Origin of the sequence: Flammeovirga sp. SJP92 (assembly GCF_001583495.1) — a bacterium.
Lineage (GTDB): Bacteria > Bacteroidota > Bacteroidia > Cytophagales > Flammeovirgaceae > Flammeovirga.
Window position 1 is genome coordinate 394,071 of sequence record NZ_LQAQ01000061.1, and the last position, 13,427, is coordinate 407,497.

Sequence of the window (13,427 nt, forward strand, 5' to 3'; positions counted from 1 at the left end):
TACTCTAAATTTTGTAAATTCAAGCATGCATAAGTTAGAAGGAGATGATATAACACCACATGCTGTATATAAATACATCAGTGATCTTTATGGCGGAAATTGGAATGGAGAATCAATGGTCATTGAAAATGAGAAGATCAATTGTAAAGCTACTCATTTCAATTATCCTAATGATATTATAGTGGGTTTGATGAAACTGAAATGTACAGAAAGACTTACCTATGAAAGCATTGGTACTCATAAAGAAAATTACATCACTATACGCATTGGATATCAAGGTGTCTTTGATAAGAAAAATAATATGAAAGCAGCCGTTCGTAAAGGGATATTCATTTACGATGTCAACTTTCTTTATGAAAATCAACTCCACCCTGATATTTGGTATGAATGGTTTGCGGTAAAGTGTCCAATAGACTTTTTGAAAACTTGGTTTATTGAAGAATCTGACTTTGAAGGTTTTAAAAATAGAGTAATCAAAAGTTATATCTACTATCCTTTGATCCCAGAAATTGAAACGGTGATCCGAGAATTATCCTTTTTCAATGAAGAAGAAAAGTTCAAAAAAACCATTTTCCTTTCGAAACTGTTTGAAATTCTTGGGAGATTATTCACTGTCTTGAAAGAACAGGAACAAGAAATTAAAAGTGACCCCAAACTTCACCCTGAGGATTATAAAACGATGCTTGATGTAAGAGAATACATTTTAGAGGATTTTAGTCGAAAACCTAAATTAGAAGAAATTGCTAAACATTTTCATTTGAGTGTTTCTAAACTAAGAAGGGATTTTACGACTGTTTATTCCACCACTGTGATGAAATTTTTTGATCAACATAGATTATTAGAAGCTTATCAACAGATTAAATATTCAAATAAAAGTATTACTGAAATTAGTATTGACTTAGGTTTCGTATCAGTAGCCCATTTTGGAACAACTTTTAAAAAAGAATATAAAATCACCCCTAATCAGTTAAGAAATAATGACTCTACTCCTTGAGAGTAGAGTCATTATGGCTACCTTATTTCAGAGTAAACTCTACAAGCTGAATGTCGCCAGTATAAGTAAAATCTCCATGATATAAAGGTGATGGGCTTGAACCTGTATTTTTACCCACATCAAAAGTTGCTGTAGCACTATAAATGACAGGTACAGTATTTGGTATTTCGCCTGAAGCTAAAACCTTTTTCTTCGACTCTAAAGTCACTTTTGCTGCTCCTCCTTTCACTCCTGAAATTTGGTCATAGATCACTTTTATTTCCAACTCTCCCTCTTGTAATTCTTCAGAAATAATATGTGTATGTTTTTTTCCAAAGAAATTATAAGTGTAGTGTAATCGGTTGTCTTTGATATAAAGTGAATACCCTGCCTCAACACCACCGTCAGTTACTAAAACACCTTCGTCAGATTTTTTGTGCGTTATTTTTAAATCTATATCGTGGCTTCTACTTGGTGTTGATGGAGAGGCACTATATGTCACCCTTTCAATAGGGCCATAATAAGTAAACTTTGTTCTTGAATTATTTAATGAAGGACGATCAGGAACAACAACTCTTTCAATAAATCGATCATCCATAGGATAAACTCCTTTACTCTCTGCTTCGTCTTCAAAAAGTGCTACTAATTCCTTCACTTTTTCTGGATATTGATCCGCTAAGTCATGGGCTTGTGAAAAATCTTCTTCAATATTATACAACTCCCACTTCGTATCATCAAACCCTTTTGAACCTGATAGTACCCAAGGAACTCCATGGAAACCAGAGGCTACCCAACCCTCATGGTAAATGGCTCTTGAACCTTCAATCTCAAAATATTGAGTTGTTCTTTGTCCTTTCGCTTCTTCATCTTCAAAAGTGTAAGCCATACTAATTCCTGACATTTCAGTCTGCTCAAAACCATTTACTGTTTTAGGTTGCTCAATTCCTGTGATCTCAAGAATAGTTGGCGTGATGTCTGCAACATGGTGGAACTGCGTTCTCTTTTCACCTTTGTTTTGAATACCTTCAGGCCATGAAATCACCAAACCATTTCTTGTGCCACCAAAGTGAGAAGGCACACGCTTCATCCATTTGAAAGGCGATGAACCAGCCCATGCCCATGACACTGCATAATGAGGTTCGGTTTCTACAGTTCCCCACTCATCAATACCTTTTAATTGATCTTGGAAAGAATCTCCTCCTAAACCGTTATAAGTATAAAAAGTATTACTTGTTCCTGTCATACTTCCCTCTGCTGAAGGTCCATTGTCACCCACAATATAAATCACTACTGTGTTTTCTCCTCCTGGTAAACGCTTTGCTGCCTTTAAAACTTCACCTACATAATGGTCTGTATGATCTAAGAAACCTGCATAAACTTCCATTTGACGAGCCAATACTTTTTTCTCATCTTCAGAATACGAATCCCAAGCTTCTAACACTTCAGGTCGCTCTGTCAGTTCTGTATTCGTTGGGATTATCCCCATTTCCTTTTGACGGTTGAAGGTTTCTTCTCGCATGGCATCCCAACCATTATCAAACTTACCCTTGTACTTTGCAATATATTCATCAGGTGCTTGTAATGGAGCATGTGCTGCACCTGTAGAGAAGTATAAGAAGAATGGTTGATCAGGGTTCGTTGACTTTTGTGTCTTCATCCAACGGATTGCATCATCTGCTAAGTCTTCTGTCAAATGATATCCTTCTTCTGGCGAATAAGGTTGATCTACAGGAGTTGTATTTCTGTATAAATCCGGTTCCCATTGACTTGTTTCTCCACCATTAAAACCATAGAAATAATCAAAACCTAAACCTGTCGGCCAACGGTCAAAAGGTCCATTAGGTGTCACTTCCCAAGTAGGAGTATTGTGCCACTTACCAAAAACGGAGGTGCTGTAACCGTTACCTTGTAAAATTTGAGCGATAGAAGCTGCGTCATCAGGCCAGATACTATTGTAGCCTGGGAAACCAGTGGATAATTCTGAAATCACCCCGAAACCTGCTTCATGGTGGTTTTTACCTGTCAATAAAGCGGCGCGAGTTGGGCTACACATACCAGTAGTATGGAATCTTGTATAGGTTAATCCCTCATCAGCAAGTTTATCCAAATTGTCCATTTCTACTGGACCACCAAAAGTTGAACTCTGACCGAATCCAACATCATCCAGCATTACTACGATCACGTTTGGCGATCCTGCCTTTGGTTTTACAGGCTGAGGATAATCGGATTCTGACTCTGCATAAGTTCTTCCGATTTTACCTTTAAATTCTTGAATGGGTTGGGGTATTTGTTCTTGTGCAAAAACATTTACCGATAAAAGTGTGAACATACTCAAGAGTCCACAAATCATTTTTGAAGTAATTTTTTTCATATCTGATTCTCGTTTTTCGTCTAATACAAAGGAATCAAATTGACTTTTCTTGGGCCTTCAAAAAATGATCAACCAACATCAAATTATGCTCAAATTGTCTACAATAACAATCATATATATTAATGATTAATACTAAACAAACTACATTTCCACCTATAAAAGGAGTAAAAGCAAGTCATTTTGAGCTAATAAGTAAAACATTTGACCTAATATACAATGTTGTCAATTAAACATTTGCGTATACTTATGTAAAGATTACAAGCATTAAATTAAAAACATCATGCCAATCGCAGTACTTACTCAAGCTATCGTTTCTGCTATTTCTATTCCAACAGAAGCCGATAATATTAATCTTCATATGAAAAATGGAGACCTTGTTTCATTGACAAAAGCTGAGTTGAAAGAAAAGAAATCTACTTCAACAGAGATCGTATATAAAAGAGATAAAGAATACCATAAAATACCTGTTCAAGAGATAGAATATGTCAGATATGAATCATTAGATACTTATGACAAGACAGTCGATTTTATTGAAGAGTACAATCTTATGATACAAGAAATGGACGAGCATGTTCTGGAATACTATAACACGAAGAGATATAAAAAATCACGTACATCACAAACCTTTGCTGTAGCTGGATGGACACTTGCAGTTACTGCCAATCCTCTGTTTTGTGCCGTTGCCCCTATTCCTACCACTCAAGCAATTTTGACAATGAAAAAAGCCGATAAAACGCATGTAGTCAGTGGTAAAGAATGGAAAGCAGTAAAAAAAGCACAAAAGGAGAAAGTGAGAGATTTAAAAGAAAAAGCCAAATTGGAAGAAGAAATGGAAATGCTGGCAAAAATCAACTAGTGAAATCCATTTTCAATGATAAAAAAAGAGTCATCCCTTGTTGTTATTTACATAGGATGACTCTTCTTTTTTTGGTTTATATGAACTCTATTGAGCCATATCCCAAATTGTCAAATAACTCAATTTTGTAATCTCTGTTGCCTTATCCATCATGATTTTATCTGCATGATCTGAAACTTGATGGTAATCTTCATGACCTCCAGTATGATACCAGAAATAAGGAATTCCTTCTTTATCAAAATTCACATTATCTGAACCTCCTGCTTCTCCTTGTTTCGTTTTGCCATCAAACATTTCAAGGTTGATATTATATTTTTCAATATTCTGGGCATTAAGTTCCCATGTAGAAGGGTTCTCAGCATTATAAATAAAGCTTACTTGATTATCCTTACTATGCCAATCTCCTCTTCTACCAATCATATCAAAATTCAAATACATTTTGATCTTGGACTTATCTTCAAAGTTTCTCAAGAAATGTTTTGAACCATGCAATCCTTTTTCTTCAGCTGTCCAAGCTGCAAAAAGCATCGTTTTCTTAGGTGCTACGCCTGTAGCCTTTGCTGCTTTGGCAATACCCAATATAGCTGCCACGCCAGAAGCATTATCATCCGCACCGTTCCAAACGTATCCTTCTCTTTTTCCTAAGTGATCATAATGAGCTCCTATCATCACCAAGCTATCCGGTGTTGTACCTTCAATTTTGGCCATTACATTTCTCACTCTTTTTCTTTCCACATCACTATTTGCTTTAAAGGTAGCATCTGTAGCCAATAAAGACGCTTTATATAGTTTACCTGAATTAATCGAAGCCCTGTAAGCTTCAATTTCACTTTTCTCAATCAGTGATGCCATAATATATTCTCCTCCCATAAATAAAGGTGGTATCGCACTCACTTCATTTATAGGACTGTATAACCTTGTATCGTAAAATGAAGATAATGGTCTATCTCCCTCGTAATATTTCCTATTATCTCTAAAAGGAATATTGTGTGCATGCTGAGGTAGTTTTCCATCCGGTTCAATTTCAATAATTGCCAATGCACCATATTTCTTTGCTAATTCTTCTTTTAATTTATGAATTTGTTTTTGGGGTAAATCGTTAATAACATTACCAACTGTTCCATCTTGTGGAACTCCTTTTAGTCTCACCCAAATTTTTCCTTTGAGTTCTTTTTTAGCGAAATCATTGTAGCCTAATGAATCCACCTGTATTCCGTAGCCTACAAAGATAAGAGATCCTTGGCCATTTATACTATTTGGGGCCGCTTTAACTTCATAATCGGTATGATTTGTAAAGGAAAACTCTTGTCCTTTTTGATTTTTGATCGATAAATACTGGTTTTCTGACGCTTTATATTCTAAAACATCAAAAGTTTGAAAATAAGTTGCCTTACCATTGACAACGTCTCCAGCAGGCTCTAATCCCATAAATTCAAACATGCTTGCTATATATTCCGCCGCTCTATAGGCTCCTGGTCTTCCTGCTTCTCTTCCCTCCATCCAATCAGAAGAAAGGTAAGTTAGGGTAGATGCTACTACACCCTCATCAATAGCCTCCAAACCTTTTTCTTTCGGCGACTGGGCAAAGCTTTGTGAAAGCGATTGTATAAATAATAGGGTTAATAAAATTGTGTAGGTTGATAATTTTTTCATTTCGACAAGTGTATGTTTAACAGTCGAAAGGTCGGGCTTTTAATGGGAAGATGAAATGAAATTTAGTTAATAAAGAGCAACATTATTCACTACATCTATACAGTGCTTTACTCCTATTTATTCAGTTTGTTTTAACTCATGAAAATTAAATGGAAGAAGTATAATAATTTACGCTGTTATTATTACCAATTAATTTTTCTACTCCCGCCTTGAATGATACCAAGTCGGGACTTGATGTAAAAAATTGATGTATGACTTTTTCTTCATTCGTCACATTGGGCATTAATCTTTTGATTTGCTTCACTACTGCAGGCGCTGGATCAATTAAGTTGACTTTTTCACCTACTATTTTTTGAATATCTTCTTTCAAAAAAGGATAATGTGTACAGCCTAATACAATCTGGTCCACATTTTCATTGATCATTGGCGTTACCAAAGGAGTAAGCACATCAAGTGATTTTGAAGTACCTGCAGCACCTTCTTCTACTAATTCCACCATGCCATAACCCGGTTGAACAATGACATTTACACCTTTTGTAAACTTCTCTTTGGTCTGTTTAAATAGTTCTCCAGAAAACGTTCCTTCTGTGGCTAAAACCCCAATGGCTTTGGTTTTAGAAGATAACGCAGCAGGTTTTACGGCAGGTTCCATACCAACAAAAGGAATGTTATACTGTGCTCTAAGTGATTTGATGACAGCAGCAGTGGCGGTATTACAAGCAACTACTATGATACTTGCTCCATTTTCAATGAAAAAATCTGTAATCTTTACCGCTCTTTCAATTAATTCCTCCTTGGTTTTTGAGCCATAAGGTATGTACTGCTGATCCGCATAATAAAGTGTAGTGTAATTAGGATATTGTGCTTGAAATGTTTTCCAAACGGATAACCCTCCTAAACCAGAATCGAAGAAAGCAATCATAACTTATTTTCTTTTGCGGGGATCATTTGCATCAAAGAAATGCCAAGAGACGAGCACATCTTGAATCTGCTTAGAATCGATTTCCGCCACTTCCTTTGTTTTTGGAAAATAAGCAAACACTTTATTTTCAAAAGGATAAATTCCAACCTCAACATTATAAGCTTTAACAAGCTCTTCTAACACTACTCTTGAGAAAGGTCTGTATTTTGAAACTGTATCAGCAATAAAAGATTCTCTTACCTCAAAGTGGTTTCCTTTGATATTTGGCAATGCAGTAATAAACTGATAAACGGCTGCAGAATCTAAATTATCCACTCCCCTAACATCATAAAATTGTTTCCCGAATGTAATTAGAACATTATTTTCAGGATTTCTATCATACTGTATATCAAAGGACTTCAATGTCTTCCATGAAGTCCTAAAAATGGTCTTATCCCTCCATTCTGCTTCTGTAGGGGAAAATATTTTCTCTAAATTGACAAACTGACCTGGCACTTCAATGGCGTATGTCTTTCCATCGATCTCACCAAATGACACTGCATCACTCTCTGATTGAATTTTAGCGTTAAAGACCGGAATATTAGAAATATAGATCACTACTTCTTTTCCTTTATCTAATCCTTTTTCCTTTGTTTCAATAATTTTAGTCTGTTGAATAGCCTGAAACAACATACCTACTTTCTGAGGAGATAAATCCACGATTTCATCCATGACCCATCTCCCATCTTCTAATTTTTGAATAGAGTGCCCATCAATATCAAACTGGGTGATATCACCTAGGTTTTCAACCTTAAAAAAGGCTACATTTTCTGGTTTGTTTGCTGTTGAAAAATCAACAAAAGAGAAACCTATTGCCACAATCAGCAACAGGTTCACTCCTATCAATACTTTTATTCTGTTTGTCATTTCTTAGTTTCCTTCCGTAGATTTCACATCTGCCTCAACATACAATGTGCTTTCAGGTTTCTTTGGATCATTAGTGATAATTGTAATCGACTTCTTTACTTGACGATTATAATTACCCGCCGTAAAAGTAACATCCAATTTTGTGCTTTCACCCGGTGCCAAAGTTGTCTTTTGAGGTTTTGTAGCCGTACAACCACAACTGGCCTTTACTTTTCTCAGAATCAACTCAGAAGTACCTGTGTTTGAAATTGTAAATGCTACCGATTTTTTATCCAAAGCTTTCATTTCACCCAATTGCTGTGTCATTTTATCAAACTCCACAGTAGGTGTACTCCCATCTTCTGCTAAGCTTGAAAAATCCTCTTTAATATGTGAACTGATATTGATACGTTTTTTTGGTGTTTCCAAATCGGAAGTCGGCAACTGAAAATATTCAAATAAATAGCCATAGTCATCTTTCATAGAAGCATCATAACTGATGTAGACTGTTGTCGTATCCTTAGATCCCAATCTGTTTTTAGTACCCCATACTTTAATGTAATCAGGAACCTTCACCTCATTATATTTAATATTGATTGGGGATACACCTTGATTATAAATAATAGTAGACACAGTATCTTTTTTAGTATTTAAAATATTACCTACTAAAATATGAGTAGTTTTAAATCTTAAATTGCCAATTTCCATTGGATACCAATCCTTAGGGCCTTTTGGTCTTGGAATCACATTTCCCTTAATAGTCAGCACTAATACCTGTGGATTGCCATTGGTTCTCACAGAAATAGTCTTTGTAAATGGTCCCGGTCTATTCTTTGTAGAATAACTTACTTGTACATATCCCCTTCCTTTTACTGCCACTTCATCCGTTGACCAGTTGGGAGTTGTGCAACCACAACTTGCCTTTACACTTGTCAGTTTCAATGGTTTATTTCCTTGATTGGTAAAATCAAAGATCGTTTCGGCATCTCCATCTTCTTCTTTGATGTCTCCAAAATCGTGTACAAGAGAATCAAAAACGATTTTAGATTGAGCGAATAATGGATTAAATAAGCAGGAAAAAATTAATAATGATAGACTTATATATATCTTTTTCATCTTTAAGACTTAAAATTTCGTGTTTGGTATTTTAATTGCAAAAATAAAGATAAGTTTTATATACTGATAATCTTTTTTTGACGTTATAGTAATAAGCTTTTTAAAAGAAATAATAATAATCTTATTGGTTCTTAAATATTTACAAAAAAAATAGTATTATTGAGTTTAGATACTATTGATCTACTCGCAAACTCATGTAATTATATTACGGAAGCTTATTGATTATTAGGAATTTTTTTAACGAAATTAACGCATTATACCAAGGATATCTATGGGGTACATGGAACATTTTAGCGTAAAAACTTTCAAGCAGCAATTAGCGATGAAAAAAATATCGCTTGCATTCCAGGGAATTTTTTCTCAGGATGTACTTGCATTGATTGGTAAAAGTCTACGCAACACTCCCGAAAGTAGAGTTATAGCAAAACGCCTTTTTGCAATAGTAATTGAAATGGCACAAAATATTCATCACTATTCTGCAGAAAAACAGTACTCAGAGAAGGACGGAAGAGATATTGGCGTGGGAATTGTAGCAATAGCAGAAGATGATCATCATTATATAATTACTTCGGGAAACTGTATAGTCAAGACAGAAGTTCCCCCTTTGATTGAAAGGGCTAATTACATCAATGGACTATCACCTGAAAAACTAAAAGAATTCTATCGTGAGCAACGTAAGGCACCTCAAAGAGAGGGAAAGCCAGGGGCAAACTTAGGATTTATTGACATGGTTCGTAAATCAGGTAACCCGATTGAAATTAATATAAAAGAGTACGACGAGACCAGATCATTTTTTATATTATCGGTTAGAGTTAACAAGGAACTACAAAATTAGAATAGCATGGAAAACTTCCATATTGACGGATCAACTTATATTCCGAGAATTGATTTCAATGCTGAAACAGGAGTTTTAGAGATAGAAGGGGAATCGTATCACGAATATACCACAGAATTTTTTGGTCCTATTTTTAGCTGGCTTGAAGACTATTTAGAAGAGTCGGGAAAAGAAATTACGATGAATTTCAAGATGTCATACTTTAATACATCTTCATCTAGAAGGTTTTTAGAGATTCTGACGCTGCTTGAAGAATACCAAAACAACAAAGAAGGACAAGTTGTTGTAAATTGGTATTATGAAGAAAATGATGTGGACATGTTAGAAAGTGGTGAGGAATACGCTGATGACGTTGAACTTACATTTAACTTACTACCTTATTAATCCACGCTTATCACTTAAGTAAGGGTGAAAAGATATCAATCTTTTCACCTTTTTTTATGCCCAAAATTTTATATCACATTCTCTAGTAACACAAAGTTCAACCTCTTAGCTATGGTATAGCTTTTTGCAGAATAAATCAGACACAACTACAATACTAAGCAACTCGGTTTAGGTTACTTTCTAATAAAAACAGAACCGATATAACAGCATTCACTTCTTTTTTTCTTGGCAAACTTACCTAACCTATTTTATTATTTTAACAACAGATTTATTTGTATATTTAATAAGGAACACCCAAAGATTTCACTACTAACTAAAATACCATTATTATGAGCCCAAAAAAGAGAATTTTAATAATTCATGGACGTGCCCAAAAACCAAGAAAAGAACAAATTAGAACAATATGGTATGATGCTATTGCCCACGGATTGAAAAGAGACATCGATGATGACATGGTTAAAAAATTTGAAAACTGTGAGAAGGAATTTATTTATTATGGAGACATCACAAACAAAAGGTTTTTCAGTAACAAATATGAAGATGACAAATTAAGGAAAGAGACATTGAAAACCTTAAAAACCTATAAGGCTAAAGATTTCACTAAAGAAAAATATGATGAGCTTCACAACTTCGGCTACATCAATGAGGGACTTGCAGATCTCTTCTCTTCTTCTCTTAACTTATTTAATATTGGAGAATCACTTATAAAAACAAAAGCTCCAGATGTCATAGAATATTGGAACAAGGATTCTGAGTTCAATAACCTCGTTCAAGAAAGGTTAATTTATCCTCTAAGAAAATACCTACAACAAGGAGACGAGATTATGCTAATTGCTCATAGCCTTGGCACCATCATTAGTTATGATGTGTTATGGCAACTATCACACCTCAATGAGTTCAATGCTAATATTGGGAATAATAAGGTAAATCTGTTTGTCACTTTAGGCTCTCCTCTTGGTGATATACATGTAAAAGATAACCTCAGAGGTACTAGCTTGCGTGTCTATTCTCGACCCAAAAATTGTGATAACAGAGAACTTGAGCAAGAACTGGTTTCAAAAGATCAAAAACGAAAATACCCTACCATTATTCATAAATGGATCAACATTTCGGCAGAAGACGATTACATATGTCACGATAGTCATATTGCAGACGATTTTGAAGAAATGATTGATCTTAACCTTATTAAAAAAGAGAACTTTTTAGAAGAAAAGGATAAAATCTACAATCTCGCCGTTAAGGATGGAAAATCGAATCCTCACGCTTCTGTGGGTTATTTAATTCACCCTCGGTTTATCAACGTTTTATCAGATTGGTTGAGCTAGTCTTTTTCAAGAAGTCATCGAGATATATTTTTCGATGACTTTAATTTTTAGAAAGTTATTGACACTGTAATTAAATGCATTGTAAGTTTTTGAAAGAGGGTAAGTTTGAAATGAAGTAGTATTATTCTTAGATTTACTCGAATCTATTAATAAGACTGCTGACCAAACATGAAAGCTAAAAATTTAATGCAATTTATTCCGTTAGGAATTGTCACCTTATTATCAATCTTGTACTTTCTTGAGATTAACCTCACTATGTATCAAGATGAAACCATTACCAAAGGCTCTCACCTTTCTATCAATATCAAATACCTTTTAGCTATAACCGGTGTATCAATTACGTATTTACTTCTTTTCTTGAAAATTGATTACTGGAAGCATGTATTTGCTGTAGTACTAATGACTAGTATTTTTCAACTTACCCAATTTTATTCTTTCACTTTTTATGTATCTTTTATAGATATATCATCGTTGGCATTATTTATTTTTCATCTCTCAGCAAACAAAAACCTCATGGATAATTTTCGAAGTTTCCATAAGAAAAGTGAAGAAGAAATAGTGGAAAGTAATGAATTTCAAATTCAATTCTTTGAGAAAAAATACAACCAAGTGCACTCTGATGAATTAAAATTGATAATCCACCAAAACACTATGGTACCTGAAGCTATTGAAGCTGCTCGACGTTTAATTCAGAAAAGACGACAAGAGAGAAAATTAGTTGAAGAAAATCAGTAGAATGGTCCTATGAAATAAGAAGATATTTAGTATTATCCTGATAAAAGTGAATGGATTACACTTACTGAGAAAGTAGCAATAAGTCACCTCAATTTACCATAAACCTGACTCAAATTACCAGTCCTAAGACAAACCCAATTTTTCATTATTCGTCTAAAAAAAGAAGTGATGCAGTAAAAGTAGTTATTAGAATTGAGAAATATGATATTCAATTTTAAATAAAAAAAAGCTCAACCCCTAAAAATTAAGGGAGGAGCTCAAATCCAATATAACTTCTAATTAACTAAGACTTTATTAATCTTTTAATAACCTTAGGAATTCTTCCCTGTAGGATACGTCGTTAAACTTACCTCCGTATTCCATGGTTACTGTTGAACTTGTCTTGTCCTTAACGCCTCTTGATGAAACGCAAAGGTGTTCGGCATCCACTACCACAATAATACTTTCCGTTTTTAAGGCTTCCTTTAGTTCATTATAAACTTGAAGCGTCATACGTTCTTGTACTTGCGGACGTTTACCATAATATTCTACTATCCGATTGATTTTCGAAATACCAATTACTTTACCTGAAGAAATATAAGCGATATGAGCTTTTCCTACGATAGGTAAAAAATGATGTTCACAAGCTGATGAAAAAGTGATATTTTTTTCTATCAACATTTTATCATACTGGTATTTGTTATCGAAGACTGATAATGAAGGTTTATTTTTAGGATCAAGACCTGCGAAAAGCTCTTTCACATACATTTTAGCAAACCTGTAGGGAGTACCTTTTAAACTGTCGTCAGACAAGTCAAGTCCCAAGGTTTTCATAATACCTGAAAAGTATTCTTGTATAATTTCAATCTTTTCGTCTTCACTCTTATCAAAAGCATCTGGAAGCATTGGTGTATCAACGCTTGTCATGATATGATTATCTCCCTCTAATTCAATTTTTAGTTTTTCTACCTGTTCCATCTATTCCATTCCGTCTATAAATTGTAATTTATTTTCTTCTAAATCATAGCTTCTGTAGAAGCATGCTTTTCTATTCTCTCCTTCCTGATTGAAAGTATGGCAAACGCCACCACCCATCAGTTTCACCTGATAGATGATAGCATCTTGGTCACAGTCCACCATGATTTTAATAATCTTCAAGTAGTTCCCAGAGGTTTCCCCTTTAGTCCACAATTCATTTCGAGAGGTAGACCAAAAAGTTGCTTTTTTTGATTGCAGTGTATAATCAAAAGCTTCTTTATTGGCATAGCCGAGCATCAGAATTTGCCCCGTATCAAACTCTTGTGCTACAACGGGTAATAACCCACCTCTTTTATCAAACTGAAGTTGTGGTATCAAATCCTCTTCAAGTGCTACTTTTGAACTGTTTTCCATT

The 13,427-nt window shown here is 34.6% G+C and carries 13 protein-coding genes; 6 read left to right on the forward strand and 7 right to left on the reverse strand.

Features of this window, described 5'->3' with window-relative positions; translation table 11 throughout:
- The first annotated feature begins 25 nt into the window (after positions 1 to 25).
- Entirely contained in the window at positions 26 to 994 is a 969-nt protein-coding gene (locus AVL50_RS14315; RefSeq protein ID WP_062617169.1) for an AraC family transcriptional regulator, read from the forward strand.
- Between the two features lie 22 nt (positions 995 to 1,016).
- Here the strand turns inward: AVL50_RS14315 and AVL50_RS14320 are convergent, their stop codons facing one another.
- Positions 1,017 to 3,344 (reverse strand): arylsulfatase, encoded by a 2,328-nt coding sequence (locus AVL50_RS14320; protein WP_082795822.1) that lies wholly within the window; start codon positions 3,342 to 3,344, stop codon positions 1,017 to 1,019.
- A gap of 280 nt (positions 3,345 to 3,624) precedes the next feature.
- Between AVL50_RS14320 and AVL50_RS14325 the strand changes: the two genes are divergently transcribed.
- Complete coding sequence (locus AVL50_RS14325) at positions 3,625 to 4,200, forward strand: hypothetical protein (RefSeq protein ID WP_062617170.1); 576 nt, start codon at positions 3,625 to 3,627, stop codon at positions 4,198 to 4,200.
- Between the two features lie 87 nt (positions 4,201 to 4,287).
- On the opposite strand, the gene AVL50_RS14330 is transcribed toward AVL50_RS14325, so the two are convergent.
- From AVL50_RS14330 to AVL50_RS14345, 4 genes are all read right to left on the reverse strand, one after another.
- Entirely contained in the window at positions 4,288 to 5,853 is a 1,566-nt protein-coding gene (locus AVL50_RS14330; protein WP_062617171.1) for a M20/M25/M40 family metallo-hydrolase, read from the reverse strand.
- 145 nt (positions 5,854 to 5,998) lie between these two features.
- On the reverse strand, positions 5,999 to 6,775 hold the full coding sequence (gene murI, locus AVL50_RS14335; protein ID WP_062617172.1) for a glutamate racemase: 777 nt from the start codon (positions 6,773 to 6,775) through the stop codon (positions 5,999 to 6,001).
- A 3-nt stretch (positions 6,776 to 6,778) separates the two neighbouring features.
- Positions 6,779 to 7,681, reverse strand: coding sequence for a hypothetical protein (locus AVL50_RS14340; protein WP_062617173.1), 903 nt, complete (start codon positions 7,679 to 7,681; stop codon positions 6,779 to 6,781).
- Positions 7,682 to 7,684: 3 nt separating this feature from the next.
- Positions 7,685 to 8,776, reverse strand: a complete 1,092-nt coding sequence (locus AVL50_RS14345) for a DUF1573 domain-containing protein (protein ID WP_062617174.1) — start codon at positions 8,774 to 8,776, stop codon at positions 7,685 to 7,687.
- A gap of 280 nt (positions 8,777 to 9,056) precedes the next feature.
- Between AVL50_RS14345 and AVL50_RS14350 the strand changes: the two genes are divergently transcribed.
- From AVL50_RS14350 to AVL50_RS14365, 4 genes are all read left to right on the forward strand, one after another.
- On the forward strand, positions 9,057 to 9,611 hold the full coding sequence (locus AVL50_RS14350) for a SiaB family protein kinase (protein ID WP_156152342.1): 555 nt from the start codon (positions 9,057 to 9,059) through the stop codon (positions 9,609 to 9,611).
- A 6-nt stretch (positions 9,612 to 9,617) separates the two neighbouring features.
- Positions 9,618 to 9,995, forward strand: a complete 378-nt coding sequence (locus tag AVL50_RS14355) for a DUF1987 domain-containing protein (RefSeq protein ID WP_062617175.1) — start codon at positions 9,618 to 9,620, stop codon at positions 9,993 to 9,995.
- A 329-nt stretch (positions 9,996 to 10,324) separates the two neighbouring features.
- A complete protein-coding gene (locus AVL50_RS14360; protein ID WP_062617176.1) occupies positions 10,325 to 11,320 on the forward strand; it encodes a hypothetical protein in 996 nt (331 codons plus the stop codon).
- A 168-nt stretch (positions 11,321 to 11,488) separates the two neighbouring features.
- Entirely contained in the window at positions 11,489 to 12,055 is a 567-nt protein-coding gene (locus tag AVL50_RS14365) for a hypothetical protein (RefSeq protein ID WP_062617177.1), read from the forward strand.
- Positions 12,056 to 12,349: 294 nt separating this feature from the next.
- Here the strand turns inward: AVL50_RS14365 and folE are convergent, their stop codons facing one another.
- Positions 12,350 to 13,012 (reverse strand): GTP cyclohydrolase I FolE, encoded by a 663-nt coding sequence (gene folE / locus AVL50_RS14370; RefSeq protein ID WP_062617178.1) that lies wholly within the window; start codon positions 13,010 to 13,012, stop codon positions 12,350 to 12,352.
- Positions 13,013 to 13,426: a phosphoribosyl-AMP cyclohydrolase gene (hisI, locus tag AVL50_RS14375; protein WP_062617179.1), complete on the reverse strand. Its 414-nt coding sequence runs from the start codon at positions 13,424 to 13,426 to the stop codon at positions 13,013 to 13,015.
- Position 13,427 lies beyond the last annotated feature (1 nt).